This window comes from Micromonospora sp. NPDC005087 (assembly GCF_042872965.1).
Classification (GTDB): domain Bacteria; phylum Actinomycetota; class Actinomycetes; order Mycobacteriales; family Micromonosporaceae; genus Micromonospora.
Genome location: NZ_JBIALB010000001.1, coordinates 482,679 through 498,227, shown reverse-complemented (window position 1 = coordinate 498,227; position 15,549 = coordinate 482,679). Strand labels below are relative to the sequence as shown.

At 74.4% G+C, this 15,549-nt stretch carries 19 protein-coding genes and 1 riboswitch; of the genes, 11 read left to right on the top strand and 8 right to left on the bottom strand.

Annotated features, from left to right (window positions below; genetic code table 11):
- Positions 1–85: 85 nt before the first annotated feature.
- The gene (locus ACFYPS_RS02300; protein WP_354962269.1) at positions 86–577 is read left to right on the top strand and encodes a CrcB family protein; all 492 of its coding nucleotides are present in this window, start codon (positions 86–88) and stop codon (positions 575–577) included.
- Entirely contained in the window at positions 574–936 is a 363-nt protein-coding gene (crcB, locus tag ACFYPS_RS02295; protein WP_354962270.1) for a fluoride efflux transporter CrcB, read from the top strand. Before ACFYPS_RS02300 ends, crcB begins: the two co-directional genes overlap by 4 nt.
- 94 nt (positions 937–1,030) lie before the next feature.
- On the opposite strand, the gene cobO is transcribed toward crcB, so the two are convergent.
- Complete coding sequence (gene cobO, locus ACFYPS_RS02290) at positions 1,031–1,642, bottom strand: cob(I)yrinic acid a,c-diamide adenosyltransferase (protein ID WP_354962271.1); 612 nt, start codon at positions 1,640–1,642, stop codon at positions 1,031–1,033.
- Positions 1,643–1,790: 148 nt separating this feature from the next.
- Positions 1,791–1,920: riboswitch (cobalamin riboswitch) on the bottom strand.
- 300 nt (positions 1,921–2,220) lie between these two features.
- A complete protein-coding gene (locus ACFYPS_RS02285) occupies positions 2,221–2,556 on the bottom strand; it encodes a hypothetical protein (RefSeq protein WP_074310459.1) in 336 nt (111 codons plus the stop codon).
- A gap of 126 nt (positions 2,557–2,682) precedes the next feature.
- On the opposite strand from ACFYPS_RS02285, the gene ACFYPS_RS02280 reads away from it, so the two are divergent.
- From ACFYPS_RS02280 to ACFYPS_RS02265, 4 genes are all read left to right on the top strand, one after another.
- Complete coding sequence (locus ACFYPS_RS02280) at positions 2,683–3,258, top strand: RNA polymerase sigma factor (RefSeq protein ID WP_354962272.1); 576 nt, start codon at positions 2,683–2,685, stop codon at positions 3,256–3,258.
- Positions 3,251–3,970: a hypothetical protein gene (locus ACFYPS_RS02275; protein WP_354962273.1), complete on the top strand. Its 720-nt coding sequence runs from the start codon at positions 3,251–3,253 to the stop codon at positions 3,968–3,970. Before ACFYPS_RS02280 ends, ACFYPS_RS02275 begins: the two co-directional genes overlap by 8 nt.
- 128 nt (positions 3,971–4,098) lie before the next feature.
- A complete protein-coding gene (locus tag ACFYPS_RS02270) occupies positions 4,099–4,593 on the top strand; it encodes a hypothetical protein (RefSeq protein WP_354962274.1) in 495 nt (164 codons plus the stop codon).
- Positions 4,594–4,619: 26 nt separating this feature from the next.
- A complete protein-coding gene (locus ACFYPS_RS02265) occupies positions 4,620–5,285 on the top strand; it encodes a hypothetical protein (protein ID WP_354962275.1) in 666 nt (221 codons plus the stop codon).
- A 44-nt stretch (positions 5,286–5,329) separates the two neighbouring features.
- Here the strand turns inward: ACFYPS_RS02265 and ACFYPS_RS02260 are convergent, their stop codons facing one another.
- Both ACFYPS_RS02260 and ACFYPS_RS02255 read right to left on the bottom strand, forming a co-directional pair.
- Entirely contained in the window at positions 5,330–6,226 is an 897-nt protein-coding gene (locus ACFYPS_RS02260; protein ID WP_354962276.1) for an aldo/keto reductase, read from the bottom strand.
- A gap of 73 nt (positions 6,227–6,299) precedes the next feature.
- On the bottom strand, positions 6,300–7,565 hold the full coding sequence (locus tag ACFYPS_RS02255) for an MFS transporter (RefSeq protein WP_354962277.1): 1,266 nt from the start codon (positions 7,563–7,565) through the stop codon (positions 6,300–6,302).
- Positions 7,566–7,726: 161 nt separating this feature from the next.
- On the opposite strand from ACFYPS_RS02255, the gene ACFYPS_RS02250 reads away from it, so the two are divergent.
- Positions 7,727–8,716 carry a LacI family DNA-binding transcriptional regulator gene (locus ACFYPS_RS02250; RefSeq protein WP_387322327.1) on the top strand — a complete coding sequence of 330 codons (990 nt, stop codon included), beginning with the start codon at positions 7,727–7,729 and terminating at the stop codon, positions 8,714–8,716.
- 111 nt (positions 8,717–8,827) lie between these two features.
- Complete coding sequence (locus tag ACFYPS_RS02245) at positions 8,828–9,529, top strand: phospholipase (protein ID WP_354962279.1); 702 nt, start codon at positions 8,828–8,830, stop codon at positions 9,527–9,529.
- A gap of 21 nt (positions 9,530–9,550) precedes the next feature.
- Here ACFYPS_RS02245 and ACFYPS_RS02240 read toward each other — a convergent pair whose 3' ends face one another.
- Positions 9,551–10,672, bottom strand: coding sequence for an FUSC family protein (locus ACFYPS_RS02240; RefSeq protein WP_354962280.1), 1,122 nt, complete (start codon positions 10,670–10,672; stop codon positions 9,551–9,553).
- A gap of 89 nt (positions 10,673–10,761) precedes the next feature.
- Here ACFYPS_RS02240 and ACFYPS_RS02235 point away from each other — a divergent pair, with 89 nt between their 5' ends.
- Positions 10,762–11,700: an AraC family transcriptional regulator gene (locus tag ACFYPS_RS02235; RefSeq protein ID WP_354962281.1), complete on the top strand. Its 939-nt coding sequence runs from the start codon at positions 10,762–10,764 to the stop codon at positions 11,698–11,700.
- A gap of 14 nt (positions 11,701–11,714) precedes the next feature.
- On the opposite strand, the gene ACFYPS_RS02230 is transcribed toward ACFYPS_RS02235, so the two are convergent.
- Positions 11,715–12,344, bottom strand: coding sequence for a TetR/AcrR family transcriptional regulator (locus tag ACFYPS_RS02230; protein WP_354962282.1), 630 nt, complete (start codon positions 12,342–12,344; stop codon positions 11,715–11,717).
- A gap of 66 nt (positions 12,345–12,410) precedes the next feature.
- On the opposite strand from ACFYPS_RS02230, the gene ACFYPS_RS02225 reads away from it, so the two are divergent.
- Complete coding sequence (locus ACFYPS_RS02225; protein WP_387322324.1) at positions 12,411–13,574, top strand: FAD-dependent monooxygenase; 1,164 nt, start codon at positions 12,411–12,413, stop codon at positions 13,572–13,574.
- Between the two features lie 19 nt (positions 13,575–13,593).
- Here ACFYPS_RS02225 and ACFYPS_RS02220 read toward each other — a convergent pair whose 3' ends face one another.
- Positions 13,594–14,016 carry an NUDIX domain-containing protein gene (locus tag ACFYPS_RS02220; protein WP_354962284.1) on the bottom strand — a complete coding sequence of 141 codons (423 nt, stop codon included), beginning with the start codon at positions 14,014–14,016 and terminating at the stop codon, positions 13,594–13,596.
- A 66-nt stretch (positions 14,017–14,082) separates the two neighbouring features.
- Positions 14,083–14,358, bottom strand: coding sequence for a hypothetical protein (locus tag ACFYPS_RS02215; protein ID WP_354962285.1), 276 nt, complete (start codon positions 14,356–14,358; stop codon positions 14,083–14,085).
- A gap of 448 nt (positions 14,359–14,806) precedes the next feature.
- Here ACFYPS_RS02215 and ACFYPS_RS02210 point away from each other — a divergent pair, with 448 nt between their 5' ends.
- Positions 14,807–15,523 (top strand): LppM family (lipo)protein, encoded by a 717-nt coding sequence (locus ACFYPS_RS02210; RefSeq protein ID WP_387322321.1) that lies wholly within the window; start codon positions 14,807–14,809, stop codon positions 15,521–15,523.
- The last annotated feature ends 26 nt before the right edge of the window (positions 15,524–15,549 follow it).

Sequence of the window (15,549 nt, the reverse complement as noted above, 5' to 3'; positions counted from 1 at the left end):
CCCGCCGTCCCGGGGACACCGGGAGAACCGCGACGCCGCTCGCCAACGGTCCCTGCCAGTGACACCGTGCTGGTGGGGAGGCATCATGTCCGGACCGCTCGACCCGCGTACCGACCCCGACGTCGACCTGCGCGTCCCCGTCGACCGTGGCGAGCTGAAGGCTCATCCCGCGGCGGTGCTCGCGGCGATCGCGGCGGGCGGGGTGCTCGGCGCGCTGGCCCGGGCCGGCCTGCAACACGCCCTCCCCCACGCGCGGACCGGTTTCCCGTGGGCGACCTTCGGCATCAACCTGACCGGCTGCCTGCTGATCGGCGTCCTGATGGCGGTGCTCGGGCACGTCGGCGGCGGTCGACCGCTGGTCCGCCCGTTCCTCGGGGTCGGGGTGCTCGGCGGGTTCACCACCTTCTCCACCTACGCCGTGGACGTGCAGCAGGCGGTGGTCGCGGGCGCCCCGGTCAGCGCGCTGGCGTACCTGGCCGCGACGGTGCTCGGCGCCCTGGTCGCGGTGTGGCTGGGTGACGCCGCCGCCGCTCGACTGCTCGACCGGGACCGCGACGACGGGCGGGCCGTCCGGTGACCGTGCTGCTCATCGTGCTCGGGGCGGCCGTCGGCGCGCCGCTGCGCTACCTCACCGACCGGGCCGTGCAGGCCCGGCACCACTCGGCGTTCCCGTGGGGGACGTTGACCGTCAACGTGTTCGGATCGCTGCTGCTCGGCGTACTCGTCGGGCTGCCGGCCGGCCCGGCGGTCAGCGCGCTGCTCGGCACCGGCTTCTGCGGCGCGCTGACCACCTACTCCACCTTCAGCTACGAGACGCTGCGGCTGACCAGGACCGGCAACCGGCTCCTCGCGCTGGCCAACGTGCTGGGCAGTGTGACCGCCGGGCTCGCCGCCGCGACCGTCGGCTACGTCCTCGCCCGGGCCCTGACCGGCTGACCCGTTCCCGGCCAGCGGAGACCGCTGCGGCCGTCCGGGCCGGCGCGGTCGTCGCCCATCGGGCGGGGCAGCGGCCACGACTCGGCGGCGGCGCTCACCACTCGATGCCCTTCTGGCCCTTCTGGCCGGCGTCCATCGGGTGCTTGACCTTGGTCAGCTCGGCCACCAGGTCGGCGGCGGCCACCAGGCGCGGGTCGGCGTCCCGGCCGGTGATGACCACGTGTTGGAAGCCGGGACGGTCGGCCAGGGTGGCCACCACCTCGTCGACGTCCACCCAGCCCCACGTCATCGGGTAGGTGAACTCGTCCAGCACATACAGCCCGTAGCGCTCGGCGGCCAGGTCGCGTTGGATCTGCCGCCAACCCTCCAGGGCGTCCGCGGCGTGATCGGCGTCGCCGCCACGCTGGATCCAGGACCAGCCCTCGCCCATCTTGTGCCACGCCACCGGCGCGCCGTGACCGGTGCGCTCGTGCACCTCGCCGAGGGCCCGGAAGGCGTTCTCCTCCCCCACCCGCCACTTGGCGCTCTTGACGAACTGGAACACCCCGACCGGCAGGCCGGCTGCCCACGCCCGCAGCGCCAGCCCGAAGGCGGCGGTGGACTTTCCCTTCATCTGTCCGGTGTGGACCATCAGCAGCGGCCGGTGACGTCGCTGCCGGGTGGTCAAACCGTCGGCGGGCACCGTGCTCGGCTTTCCCTGCGGCATCAGGCGGTACGACCGGGGCCGGGTGCGGCGGTGGGTGCGGCGGAGCGCCCGCCGAGCGGATCATGACGGTGTCCGTCAATGAAAGAGACGCCGTGCGTCATCGGGTCCTCCTCGGGTGTCCACGCCCTGGGGTACATCCCGACGGCCGAAGTATCCTGGCTTCCGAATCGACGCTCTCCCCCGGCCTTCCAACCGCAGACACGCGGCCGTGACTCACGAGGGGGGATCGCTCCCCGGTGACAGTGGCGGGACCGCGTCGGAATCACACCGACTTCCTTCACTGCCGTCAGGCCGCGAATGCTGCCACACCCGTCCGTCGCCGGTCAACGCCGACCCCGGCCTGGCCAGGCGAATGACTCTCATCGATATCTGGCGGTTGAGGCGTGCTCGGACGCCGCATCGGAACGCCCCGGGTCAATGCGACGCGTCCTTTGCTCTGCTTCAGCCAGCGCAACAGTGACGACGCCTTTTCGTTGCGCCCGGGTAAGCAGAGCAAAGGGTGCGCACACGTCCTCTGGCCTGCCCCGATCGCCCGGTGGGACGGCGGCTCACGGCCACCTCGACGGACGCGGCCACGCTCACCGGGCGTGGCGTTCCGGGTGGGCACGGCTCCAGGTGCGCATCCGTTCCGGGTAGCCGGTGCGGGCCGCCTCGTACAGCGGCACCGCGTGCTTGCGGGCGATGGCGCCCGCCGCACGCGGGGTGCCGGTACGGCGACGGATCCACTCGCCGTCGTGGGCGATCGCCACCACCGTGGTGTCGGTGGCGGTGGTCTCCGGCTCCAGGTAGAACTCCACCCCCCGCCGGCTGGCGATGAACGCCTCGAGCGCGGCGAGGTCGTCCCGGGTCGCCTCCCGGTCCAGCTTCGTGGGGGTCGCCTCGGCGCCCCGGGCCCGCCGACTGAACCAGCCCATGACCGACTCCTCTCCTCGACGCCCATCCAGTGCACCACCGTTTCCTGGCAATACGCTGCACGCCGGGTGAGAGTGGGCTGACCGAGCCGCGGCTGGAACCCGCAGCGCGTGAGCGGTGTCATGAAGGTGACCCAACCGGAGGTACCCCTGGACGACGACGTGCTCGTCACCCGCGCTCGGGCAGGTGACCTGGAGGCGTACGACCTCCTGGTCGCCCGGCACACCGCGTCCGCGTACCGGACGGCGGTGCTACTCGGCGCGGGCTCGGACTCCGAGGACGTCATCCAGGAGGCCTTCGTGAAGGGGTACCGAAAGCTCTCCCGCTACCGGGCGGAGTCGTCGTTCCGCTCGTGGCTGCTGGCGATCGTCGCCAACGAGACCCGCAACCTGCACCGGTCACGCACCCGCCGCGACGGCCTCGTCCTGCGGGCCGCGGCGGCGAACCCGGCTTCGGAGATCGCCGAGGACGACGCGGTCGGCGCGGTCCTCGCCGGGGAGCGCCGCGCCGTGCTGGTGGACGCTCTGCGCCAACTGCCGGTACGCGACCGTGAGGTGATCGTCTGCCGGTTCTTCCTCGATCTCAGCGAGGAGGAGACGGTGGCGACGTTGGGCTGGCCGCGGGGCACGGTGAAGTCGCGGACGTCCCGGGCATTGGCGAAGCTCCGCGGCTTGCTCGACCGCGAGGAGGTCCGGAGTGGATGACCTCGAGAGGGAGCTGCGTGGCCTCTCCACCTGGCTGGAGACACCCGACGCGCCCGACGTGACCACGCGCGTACGCGCTCGGCTCACCGAGCCCCCGTCCCGGCGGCGTCGGTGGCGCGCCTACGCGGCGGCGGCGCTCGTCGCCCTGCTCGTGGCGGTGCTGCCACCGGGACGGGCGGCCCTCGCCGACGCCGTCGCGGGGCTGCTGCGCTTCGCCGGAGTCACCGTTGTCACGTCGCCCGACCCGGTGCTGCCCACCGGCACCCCGTCGCCGTTGCCCGCGCAGCGAACCGCGGCCCTGGATGAGGCGCAACGGGCGGTGCGCTTCCCGATCCGCCTACCGGCGAAGCTCGGTCCGCCCGAGCGGGTGCTGGTCGCCGATCCCGACGACACGGGCGCCTACCGGGTGGCCACGCTGCTCTACCACGGGGGCGCGCTGCGCATCGACGCCTTCGATGGTCGGCTCGACCTGGCGTTCCACAAGCAAACCAGCCGGCCGGGAGCGGAGTGGGTCCAGGTCGACGGCGACTTCGCCGTCTGGGTCGGCGGCCCGCACGTCCTGGCCTACGTGGATCGCACCGGACAGGTCCGGATGGAGACCGCCCGGCTCGCCGCCTCGACCCTGATCTGGCAGGGGGCCGACGCGAGCTACCGGCTGGAGGGCGACCTCACGAGGGCCGAGGCGATCGAGATCGCCGAATCGCTGGACTAGGCGTACTCCCAGGAAAGCTCGGACGGGGAACTTGGCGGGCGCGTCCGGTGTCTTGATGGTGCGAGGACGTTCTGACTCATCGACAGGTATTCGGAAGGGGCGAGATGGGTGCATGGGGCAGGTTGCTGATGGGGTCGGTGCTCCTGCTGACGGCGTGCACGACGGCCGGCCGGTCGGCCACGCCGGTCGACGCGCCGACCAGCACGACCTCCGCGACCGCAGCGACGGGTTGCGGCCCGCGGATCGAGACGGGGTCCCTGCCCGACTGGGCGGACGCCGGGTTCAGCGGGGACGCCCGGGTCCCGCACGTCTTCGGCGCGAAGGGCGACATCGTGGCGGTGCTGTTCGCTCACCCGCTCGCTCAGGTCAGACAGGACGGGTCGAACAACAAGATCCTCTGGGTCTCCCGCCCTGCCTCGACATCGTCCGAGACGACGTCGCCGAAGGCCCTGGCGATCACCGCGACGCTGTACGGCACCGACACCAGGGTGACCCGCGAGGTCGCCGGCGGTCCGGGTCCGTCGATCATCGACATGCCGCACGCGGGTTGCTGGAAACTCGAACTCCGCTGGTCCGGGCACACCGACACGATGGATCTGGTCTACACCGACCGGCTGCCCTAGACACGTCGCCCCCTAGGCTGCGGGACGTGCCCAAGGACGTGCGGGAGGCGGCGGCCCGTAACAACGCCGAATGGTGCGACGTGGTCTGCGGCAGCCACGGGCTGGCCGGCCGGACCGACGCGGACGCCTGGTCGGTCCCCCGCCGCTCCCCAACCTGGTACCCGGACGCGGTCACGCTGCGCCCCGGCGTCGACGTCGATGCCCTGCTGGCCCGGATCGACGCCAGGCCCGGCGCCTCGGTGAAGGACAGCTTCGCCGACCTCGATCTGTCCCGGTACGGCTTCCGGGTGCTCTTCGACGCACAGTGGATCCACCGACCACCGCTGGATCCGCCCACCGGCGCTCCGCTGACCCCGGTCACCACGCCGACGGAACTCGCCGTCTGGGCGGCGGCGCACGGCGGCGGGTCGCTGTTCCGGCCGGCACTGCTGGCCGACCCCGGGGTACGGATACTGGCCCGGTACGACGACCGGGGCACGGTTCTGGGCGGCGCGGTGGTCAGCGGCGACAGCGCGTACGGGGTCTCCAACCTGTTCTCCCACACGGTGGACCCCCGCGAGATCTGGCACGGCGTCCTCGCCACCGTGCCCCGGGTACCACTGGTCGGCTACGAATCCGGCCCTGACCTGACCCCCGCCCTGACAGCGGGCTTCACCCAACAGGGCCCCCTCCGAGTCTGGCTCCGCGACTGACCCACCCCTCCCCCACCCCCCGGTGATCATGGAAGACGGCGGGGTCAGCCGAGCAGGGTCAGGTCTTCGGGGGTCAGGTGGAGGGCGGCGGCCGCCACGTTCGCCGTGAGGTGCGCCGGGTCGCCGGTGCCGGGAATGGCCAGCACGTGCGGCCCCTGGTGCAGGGTCCAGGCCAGGCGTACCTGGTGCGGGGTGACGCCGTGGGCCCGGGCGACGGCGTGCACGGCCTCGCCCTGCTCGGCGCTCGCGCCCGCCTCCCGGCCGGTGCCGGCCAACGCGAAGAACGGCACGTAGGCGATCCCCCGCTCGCCGCAGGACCTGACGAACTCGTCCTGTTCCCGGTAGGCGTCCACCCCGTAGTTGTTCTGCACGCAGACCACCGGCGCGATGTCCGCCACCTCCTCCAACTGCCCGGGCCGGACGTTGGAGAGCCCGAGGTGCCGGATCAGCCCGGCGGCGCGCAGCTCGGCCAGGGCGCCGAAACGCTCGGCCAGCGGCACCGGGCCCGGTCCCCGGCCGAGCCGCAGGTTCACCACGTCCAGGCGGTCGAGGCCGAGCCGGCGCAGGTTCTCCTCCACCTGGGCCCGCAACCGCGCCGGGGTGACCGCCTCGGTGAAGCCGCCCACCGGGTCGTACCCGAAGCCGACCTTGGTGGTGATCACCAGATCCTCGGGGTACGGGGCGAGCGCCGCCCGGATCAGCTCGGTCGCGTAGCGCGCCGGGCCGGTGCCAACCCCCAGGGTCCCGCCGGGCGAGACATAGAAGGCGGCGGTGTCGATGTGGTTGACGCCCAGCTCCACGGCGCGGCGCAGCAGCGCGATCGCTCGGCCGCGGTTCGGGTTCGCGGTGATCCGCATGGAGCCGAAGCCCATCCGGTGCACGGCGCGGTCGCCCAGGGTCCAGCTGCCCGCCGCGGCGGCGGTGATCAAGTCGGTTGGCATCGGGCGACCGTAGCCAGCCGGGGCGCGCGGCGCAGTCGGCCATGCGCCCGATACCGCTCGGCGGCGTTCCGGGTTAGATTTTCTGTGCTGGCGAGGTCGGTCCGGCGGCGCCCGGCGGGCGCAGCACCGGCACCAGCGCCAGGGTCGGCAGCAGCAGCAACGGCACCACCAGCAGCGCCTGCAGGATGCCGACCCGGTCGCCGAGCAGCCCCAGCAGCGGTGGCCCACCCAGGAACGCGGTGTAGCCGATCACCGCGACCACGCTCACCCGGACGGGCGCGTGCGCCTCCTCGTCGGCCGCCGCGCTCATCCCGACCGGGAAGCCCAGCGACGCGCCGAGCCCCCAGAGCGCGACGCCGACGATGGCGACCGGCCCCGAGCCGGCCAGCACGGCCAGGCCCGCGCCAAACGCGGCGAGCAGGACGGTGCTGGTGAGCACCGGCACGCGACCCCACCGGTCCAGCGCGACCGTGCCGGCGGTGCGACCGAGGGTCATGCCGACGACGAAGACGCCGAAGACCACCGCGCCGGCCGCCTCGCTCAGGTCCCGGCCGTCGACGAAGGCCACTGCCAGCCAGTCGTTGGCGCTGCCCTCGGTGAACGCCGCCACCAGCACGAAGAGCCCGATCAGCAGGGTGCGCGGCTCCCGCCAGGCGGCGAGCTGGGCGCGGCGGCGAGCGCGCGGGCTGGCGTCCGCCGTACCCTGCGCCTCGTCGACGACCGGCTGGGGCAGGAACGACCGGGCGCCGAGCACGGTGCCGGCCAGCACCACCACCGCCACACCGGCGAGATGCGCGCCGACGGGCAGGTCGAACCGGGCCGCCCCGGCCCCGAGTGCCGCGCCCGCCACCGATCCGAGGCTCCACGCCGCGTGGAAGCGGGGCATGACGGTACGCCCCAGGCGCCGCTCCACCGCCGCACCCTCGACGTTCATCGCCACGTCGCAGGCGCCGGAGCCGTAGCCGAACGCGGCCAGGCCCACCGCGACGACGACGACCGAACCGGCCACCGTGGCACCCAGCCCGGCGACGGTCAGGCCGACCGCGACCAGCACGGTGGCCAGCGTCACGGTGCGGGCCGCGCCGAGGCGCTGGGCGAGCAGGCCGGAGGTGGGCATGGCGAGCAGCGCGCCGATGCTCATCGCGAGCAGCAGCAGGCCGAGCCGGCCGGCGGAGAGGTCCAGCGCCTCGCGGACCGCCGGCACCCGGGAGAACCAGCTGCCGACCGCCAGCCCGTTGAGGGTGAAGACGACGGCCACGCCGTTGCGGGCGGTCCGCACGGCCCGGGAGGGCGCCGGGGCGGTGGCCGGGGGGACGGGCGGACTGGTGGCGGCGCTCACGGGGACGGTTCCTCTTTCTCGGGGTGATCTCCTGGCACGATCGCACACCTGAGAGCGCTTCCACCACAACCGGGGTGACCGCCCTTACCGCCGGTGGCCCAGCCGGGGCATGATGCCGGGCAGGCGTCCGTCCGCCGGACGGCTGGTCGGGGGAGGAAACCATGACGGCAGCCGCGCACCGGCCGGCCACGCTGGAGGACGTCGCGCGGGCCGCCGGGGTGTCCCGGTCCACGGCGTCGCGGGTGATCGCCGGGACCGGGTTCGCCTCGCCGTCCGCCCGGGAGCGGGTCGCCGCGGCCGCCGACCAGCTCGGCTACGTGCCCAACCCGGCCGCCCGGGCACTGGTCCGCGGCGGGGGCGTACGGCTGGTGGTGGCGGTCGCCGGGCCCAGCGCGGCGGTGCTGGACGACCCGTACGTGCACCGGGTGGTCGGCTCGGCGGCCCGGGTCTGCGCGCCGGCCGCCATCGGGGTGGCGCTGCACTGGCTGCCGCTGGGCGAGCCGAACAGCCTGGACCAGCTCGCCGGCGACGGCAGCGTGTGCGGGGTGGTGCTGGTGAACACCACCGAGGATCTGCTGGACGCCGTGCCCCGGTCGCTGCGCGGCCGGGTGGCCTCGATCGGCATCGGCTCGGCCACCGTCCCGTCGTTCGACGTCGACAACGCCGCCGGCGCCGAGGAGGTGCTGCGCCACCTGTACGCCGGCGGTCGCCGCCGGATCGCCATGGTGGCCGGCCCCCGGTGGCTGCCGTGCTCGCAGCGGCCGGTGCAGGCGTACCGCCGGCTGATGCGCCAGGCGGGGCTGCCGGAGCGGGTGCTGCCCGGTGACTTCACCGCGGCGCGCGGCCGGGCGGCGGCCGACGAGGCGTTGCGGCGCTGGCCGGACCTCGACGCCGTGTACGCGATCAGCGACGAGACCGCGTTCGGGGTGATCGCGGCGCTGCGCGAGGGTGGGGTGCGGGTGCCGGGCGACGTCGCGGTGGCCGGCTTCGACGACATCCCGCTGGCCGGGATGACCGCCCCCGCGCTGACGACCGCGAGCCACCCGGTGGGCCGGATCGCCACCGCCGCGGCCACGGCCGTGCTGGACCGTCGTCCGACCGCGCCGGTGACCCTCTTCCCGTCCGCCCTGGTGGCCCGCGACAGCGCCTGACCCGATCCAGGCCCTTCGCGCCGGCGGCACCTGACCCACTGCGGGCGGTTAACCGGTGGCGGGCCGGGTAACCGCGGCGCACACCCCGCCGACAGCGAGGAACGGTGACCCGTGTCCGAACTCAGGCCGCCGCGGCAGGAGCCGGCGGGCGTTTCCCGCCCCGGCCGGTTGACCGCCCGCGCCCACCCGCCGGTGGCGCCGGCGCCCGCCGGGCTGGTGCCGCTGAGCGCCCCCGGCGGTGGGCTGTTGGCGATGGTGTACGCCCCGGAGCCCGCCGCCGACGACGCCGCGTACCGGCTGGTGGTGCTGCTGCACGGGGCGGGCGGCTCCGCGCGGCAGGGGCTGGACCTGCTGCTGCCGGTCGCGGACGCGCACCACCTGCTGCTGGTCGCCCCGCAGGCGGCCGCCAGCAGCTGGGACCTGATAGCCGGGGGCTTCGGGGTGGACGTGCGGCGCATCGACGAGCTGCTGGCCAGCGTCTTCGACGGCTACCCGGTGCGCGACGTGACGTTCGGCGGGTTCTCCGACGGCGCCTCGTACGCGCTCTCGCTGGGCCTGACCAACGGCGACCTGGTCGACGCGGTGCTGGCCTTCTCCCCCGGTTTCGCCGCGCCGCCGGCCACGCACGGCCGGCCGCGGATCTTCGTCGCGCACGGGGTGGACGACCGCGTCCTGCCGATCGACATGTGCAGCCGCCGGCTCGTCCCGCACCTGCACGACCTGGGCTACGAGGTCACCTACGAGGAGTTCCCCGGCGGCCACGAACTGCCCACGTCGATCCGGCGGTCCGCCACCACCTGGCTGACCACCTGACCCCGACCGCTCGGGTGCGGGTCAGACCGGGGGAAGACCGAGGGCGTCGTCCACCCGGGTGAGGACGGCGACGTCGTCGTCGGGGTTGACGCCGCGCAACAGGTCGATGGCCGTGGCCCGGACCTGGCCGATGATCATGGCGAGTGGGAGGGTCTGGGTCGGACCGAAGAGCTGTCCGACGGTGCGCACCGCGGCCAGCGCCGACTCGTCCGCCCGGCTGGCGTGCCGGTCGGCTGCCTCGTCCCGCCCGTCCAGGTCGGCGGCGAGGGCCGCTCCGGCCTCCCGGACCGCCTCGGCCAGCGCACGTAGCGCCACGCCCAGCTCGGGCGGCGCCGGGGACTGCAGCCGGCTGAGCGTCACCCCGGCGCGGGCCAGCACGCGGACGTTGCGTACCGCGTAGTCAATCTGCCGGATCGACTCGTCCACCGACCGCAGCCGGCCGATGTGCCGGCGCCGGCGCACGTTGAGCCGCAGCGCCTCGCCGGCCGCGAGCACCCCGTCGCGCAACCCGTCGACCCGGGCGTCCATGCCCCGCGCCCGGACCAGCGCGGCGACCGCGCCGGGCTCGTCGCGACGATCCAGCGCGTCGGCGATCCCGTCCAGCAGCCCGGCCAGTTCGTCGAAGGTCCGCCGCACCTCGGCGACCAGCGGGGCCAGCGGGTGCCGGGCGTCGACCAGCAGGCTGACGGCGAGCGCGACCGCGCCGCCGATCAGCGCGTCGACGAAGCGGAACGGCACCAGCGACCCGTCCGGCGGTGCGACCACCACCAGGTAGAGCGCCGAGACCGCGGCCTGCACCAACGTCACACCGGTGGCGCCGAGGGCCGCCGAGAGCAGGATGGTGAGCAGGATGACGGTGAACACCGTCCAGGTGGTGCCCGGGCCCAGCGCCTGCACCACCAGATCCGCGACCAGCACCCCGGCGGCGACACCGAGGACGACCTCGACGGCCCGCCGGATCCGTTGTCCCCGGGCCTGGCCGAGGACGATGAGCGCCGCCGCCGGAGCGAAGAATGGCTGCGGGTGCCCGACCAGCCGGGTGGCGAGCAGCCAGGCCACGGTCGCCGCGACGGTCGTCTCCAGCACCGGCCGCCAGTCCCGCCGCAGCCGGTCCCCGGCGACCCGCAGCCCCCCGAACCGCACCTTCGCCCACCTCCCGCACCCGGTCACCGGCACCGCGCCGGCGTCTGGCGGCCGCCGGAGCGCCCCTCGCGATCGTCTACCATCGCGCCATGGACCCCCTCACCGGGCTGCTCGACGGTCCCCGGGCCCGGGGCGCCTTCCTACTCCGCTCGGTGCTCGACCCGCCGTACGCGCTACGGATCGAGGACCGGGCGCCGCTCACCGTCGTGGCGCTGGTCAGCGGCACCGCCTGGCTCGTACCCGACGACGCCGCCGCGGCGGCGCTGCGCCCCGGCGACGTGGCGGTGCTGCGCGGGCCGGACGGTTACCTCGTCGCCGACGACCCGGCCACCCCACCGCAGGTGGTGATCCACCCCGGTCAGCGCTGCACCACCCTGCGCGGCGAGCCGCTGACCGAGTCGATGGCGCTGGGCGTACGCACCTGGGGCACCGGCCCACGCGGATCGACGGTGCTGCTGACCGGCACGTACCAGTTGCCCGGCGAGGTGAGCCGACGGCTGCTCAGCGCGCTGCCACCGCTGCTGGTGGTCCCCGCCGACGAGTGGCGCAGTCCGCTGGTCCCGCTGCTGGCGCAGGAGGTGACCCGGGACGCCCCCGGCCAGGCGGCGGTGCTGGACCGGCTGCTGGACCTGCTGCTGATCGGCGCGTTGCGTACCTGGTTCGGCCGCGGCGACGCGGCGCCCGGCTGGTACCGGGCGGCCGGCGACCCGGTGGTCGGCCCGGCCATGCGGCTGCTGGAGAACGACGCCGCCCGAGGGTGGACGGTCGCCGCGCTCGCCGCCGAGGTGGGCGTCTCCCGGGCGGTGCTGGCCCGCCGGTTCACCGAGCTGGTCGGTGAGCCGCCGATGGCGTACCTGACCGGGTGGCGGCTGACGCTCGCCGCGGATCTGCTGCGCGAGCCCGACGCCACGCTGGGCGCGGTGGCCCGGCGGGTCGGCTACGCCACCCCGTACGCCCTGAGCACCGCGTTTCGTCGGGTCCGCGGGATCAGCCCGAGCCAGCACCGGATCGGCGCCACCGCCGGCTGATCGCGCCAGCGGGGTCAGCTGCCGGTCAGGGCGTGCAGCAGGGTGCGAACGGCGGCGGTCAGGTCGGCCCGGCTGGCCGGGCTGCCGGGCGCCGGGGCGGTGAGCGCGCCGGCGCCGACCAGCCGGTCGAAGAGCAGCCCGTCCACGAACGCGACGAACTGGTCGCCCTGCCGCTGGGGGTCGGGGGCGCCGGCCCGGGTCAGCAGGTCGCGGGCCTGGACCCGCAGGCCGGTGCCGTGGTGCAGGATGCCGCGCAGCTCGGGGCGGTGCACCGCCTCCAGCAGGCAGGCGTAGCGGGCCAGGGTCCGGCTGCGTCCGGTGCTCAGCCAGCGGTCGAGCACCTCGGCGACGCCGGCGGCGAGCCGGTCGAGGTCGTCACCGTCGAGCCGGGGGCCCGGCGTCGGGGGTGGCGGGCCGGTCGGCAGGTCGTACACCTCCAGGTCGGCCCGGTCCCGTTCGGCGAGCCGTCCCACCACCGCCTCGATCAGCGCCTGCCGGGTCCGCAGGTACGCGGACGTGGTGCCGGGCGGCATGTCGGCGCGACCGTCCACCGCCCGGTGCGTCAGCGCTCGCATGCCGCCGTCGGCGATCAGCTCGATGGCCGCGTCGGCCAGCAGCGCGATCCGGTTCGTCCGGGCCGTCACGCACCTCCCCCTTCCGGTGGTCCGCAGGTAGTATCACTCTTCTACAACTGTAGAAAGGTGGTCGACATGGACGACCCGCACGCGGTGGTGGTCGGCGCCGGGATCGGCGGGCTCAGCGCGGCGCTCGCCCTGCACCGGCACGGATGGCGGGTCACCGTCCTCGAGCGCGCCGCCGAGCTGCGCGAGGTCGGCGCCGGGCTGACCCTGATGGCGAACGCGCTGCGCGCGCTGGACGCACTCGGCCTCGGCCCGGCCCTGCGCCGTGGCGAGCACGCCGAGGCGCCCGGCGGCATCCGCGACCGGCACGGCCGGTGGCTGTCCCGGGTGGACGCGGCGGAGATGACCCGCCAGCTGGGCACCACGGCGCTCGGCGTACACCGGGCCACCCTGCACCGCATCCTGCGCGAGGCGCTGCCGGCCTCGTCGCTGTTGACCCGGGCGGAGGTGGAGCACGTCGAGCCCGGCCCGGACCGCGCCGAGGTGCGCTACCAAGGGCCCGCCGGCCTGCAGACGCTCGCCGCCGACCTGGTGGTCGGCGCCGACGGCCTGCGCAGCCGGCTGCGCGCTCAGCTCTGGCCGCAACACCCCGCCCCGGTGTACGCGGGCTCGACGGCCTGGCGGGCCGCCATCGCGTTCCCCGACCCCGTCCCGGCGGCGATCAGTTGGGGCCCGGCGGCCGAGTTCGGGATGGTGCCGCTCGGCGCCGGCCAGGTCTACTGGTACGCCGCGCTCACCGCCCCGCCCGGCGGCCACGCCCCGGACGAGTTGGCGGTCGTCCGGGAACGCTTCGGCGACTGGCACGCGCCCATCCCAGCGCTGCTGGCGGCCACCCCACCCGGGGTCGTGCTGCGCAACGACATCCACCACCTGGCCACACCGCTGCCCTCCTACGTGCGGGGGCGGGTGGCGCTGCTCGGCGACGCCGCCCACCCGATGACGCCCAACCTCGGGCAGGGCGCCGGCCAGGCGATCGAGGACGCGGTCGTGCTCGGTGCGGTCTGCGCCGGCGGCGCCGAGGGGCTGCCGGCCGCCCTGGCGGCGTACGACCGGCAGCGTCGTCCCCGTAGCCAGGCCATCGCCCGGGCCGCCTTCCGCGCCGGCCGGTACGGCCAGCAGCTCCGCAACCCCCTCGCCGTGGCGGTGCGGGACGCCGCGTTGCGGCTCACCCCGGCCCGGGCGGCACTTCGGGGCATGGCCCGGTACGCCGACTGGCGGCCTCCAGGGGGCTGAACCGGTCCCGGCGGTCGTTTCAGCCGGCGGTGGCCGCGCCCGCGTACTTGGGTGAGGCGAGGAACCGGGTCAGCACCTCGACGGTGCCCGGTGTGTAGGGACGGCCGTCGAGCACCTCGTCGCGGGGCACGAAGACCATCGCTGCCCCCTCGCCGAGCACCACGTCCTCCTGCCGGGCCCGGGTGCCGCCGATGAAGTAGTGCTTGACCCGCTCCAGCTCCGGCAGCGGCTGCACCGCGAACGGGCGCAGCGGCCCGTCTGCGCGCAGGCCGGTCTCCTCCCACAGCTCCCGCTCGGCGGTCTGCTCCGGCGTCTCCCCCGCCTCGCCATGCCCGCCGGGCAACCCCCACACGTTGGGGTGGTAGCGGGCGTTGCCGTCGCGCAGTTGCAGCAACAGTTGCCCGTCGGGATCCACCAGCAGCACGCACGCGACCACCGTCATCCAGTCAGCGTAGACCCGGGCCGGTGGCCCTGTCGGGTAGGCGCTCGCGCGGTGGAAGGTGTCCGATCATCGACGGCCTTCGCGACCGGTTGTAGCGCCGGGACGAGTCCCGTAGGCCCGCTCCCCCACCGCCACCAGCCGCGCGGGTGGCGGCATCGCCGAGCATTCCGCGCAGGCCGAGGCGTACGCGGTCGCGGCGTCCACGCCGAGCCGCCCGGCGAAGGCGTACTCGTCGGCCAGGGTGATGTCGAAGATGGCCGGGTCGTCGGTGGGCGAGCACGTCCGCCCAGCCGGCCAGCCCGAGCCGCTCCTCGGCGTCCACGATGGGCTCCAGGTGGACATGCAGCTCGATCTTCGGGGTGTGGAGCTGGGCTGGCGTCATCGTGGTGCTCCCGGGTCCGGTCGACGGGGCACCCAGCCTGTCGCACCCCGGCCCCGGCCGGCCTCCCCCACAGAGGGATCTCCGGCGTGAAAACCGCGATGGGCCCAAAACTCCAGGGTAATCATTTCTGCCGCCGCCGGCCTCGGCCGAACATGACAGCACGCCGGTAATATCGGCGACTGCGTTGTGACTGATCGCTGACTGCTCATGGTGAACGCGATCACACACACTGAGCGCATGAACAGGAGAGTCAACCGCGGTAAGGCACTCCGCGTCGCGGTGTGTCTCCTCCTTCTCGCCGTTCTGAGCGGCTGCATTCAGGACGGTCGAGGGCGCAGTGACCTCGTCCGGCACGCACCGCCAACGCCCGATATCGTTCTACCAGTATTTCCGGGACTAGAACGACCCGTGTTCACCCGATTCTGGGCCGCTCAACTCAACATGGGGCTCACCGTCAACACCGACGACACAGTCGACGGGCAGCTGCTGCTGACTGCTCACAGGTCCCGGCTGGTCGCCTGGAACAAGACCATGCCGGCGGCCATCGCCGAGTTGCGCCAGAACATCCCCGCGCTGCCGCCCGGCGAGGAGTCCGGCTACGAGGACAGCAATCTCTTCGGCACCCAGATCAGTTACCGCAAGGCGCCGCTGGCGACCTTCGACAGCGAGAGCGTCAAACTGGTCCGGGACGGCGATTTCTACCGATTCACGTTGCCGCTCGACCCGAAGAAGTACGGCGGAAAAATGGCCGAGCAGAATCCGCAACAGCAACAGGCTTTCCTCAAGTTGATGTCGTTCGAGATCTCGGTGACATTTCCCGGCCGGGTGATCGATTCCAACGGCACCGTCAACGGCCGGTCGGTCAGCTGGAAGGTGGACTCCAACCAGGACAAGCCGACCGAGCTGCGGGCCGTCGCCGAGGCGCCGCCCCGACCGTCGGCCTCGCCGGTCGCCGCCGCCGACGGAGGCGGGTTCCCCTGGCTGCTGATCGTCGGCGGGTTGCTCCTCCTGCTGCTGCTCGCCGCGGTGGGCGTGTTCCTGCTGCGTCGCCGCCGCCCGGCGGCGCCGGCCGCACCCGGCCCGACCTCGCCGGGCCCGCCCGCCGGCGCGCCCGGGCCCGGCTGATCCATCCGGTGGCCGGCCCCGCCGGC

Coding starts and splice junctions, on each gene's coding strand:
- ACFYPS_RS02300 (WP_354962269.1), top strand. CDS start 86: ATGTCCGGACCGCTCGACCCGCGTACCGACCCCGACGTCGACCTGCGC.
- ACFYPS_RS02225 (WP_387322324.1), top strand. CDS start 12,411: ATGGACGACCCGCACGCGGTGGTGGTCGGCGCCGGGATCGGCGGGCTC.
- ACFYPS_RS02250 (WP_387322327.1), top strand. CDS start 7,727: ATGACGGCAGCCGCGCACCGGCCGGCCACGCTGGAGGACGTCGCGCGG.
- ACFYPS_RS02270 (WP_354962274.1), top strand. CDS start 4,099: ATGGGGTCGGTGCTCCTGCTGACGGCGTGCACGACGGCCGGCCGGTCG.
- ACFYPS_RS02260 (WP_354962276.1), bottom strand. CDS start 6,226: ATGCCAACCGACTTGATCACCGCCGCCGCGGCGGGCAGCTGGACCCTG.
- ACFYPS_RS02215 (WP_354962285.1), bottom strand. CDS start 14,358: ATGTCCACCTGGAGCCCATCGTGGACGCCGAGGAGCGGCTCGGGCTGG.
- cobO (WP_354962271.1), bottom strand. CDS start 1,642: ATGCCGCAGGGAAAGCCGAGCACGGTGCCCGCCGACGGTTTGACCACC.
- ACFYPS_RS02220 (WP_354962284.1), bottom strand. CDS start 14,016: ATGACGGTGGTCGCGTGCGTGCTGCTGGTGGATCCCGACGGGCAACTG.
- ACFYPS_RS02235 (WP_354962281.1), top strand. CDS start 10,762: ATGGACCCCCTCACCGGGCTGCTCGACGGTCCCCGGGCCCGGGGCGCC.
- ACFYPS_RS02285 (WP_074310459.1), bottom strand. CDS start 2,556: ATGGGCTGGTTCAGTCGGCGGGCCCGGGGCGCCGAGGCGACCCCCACG.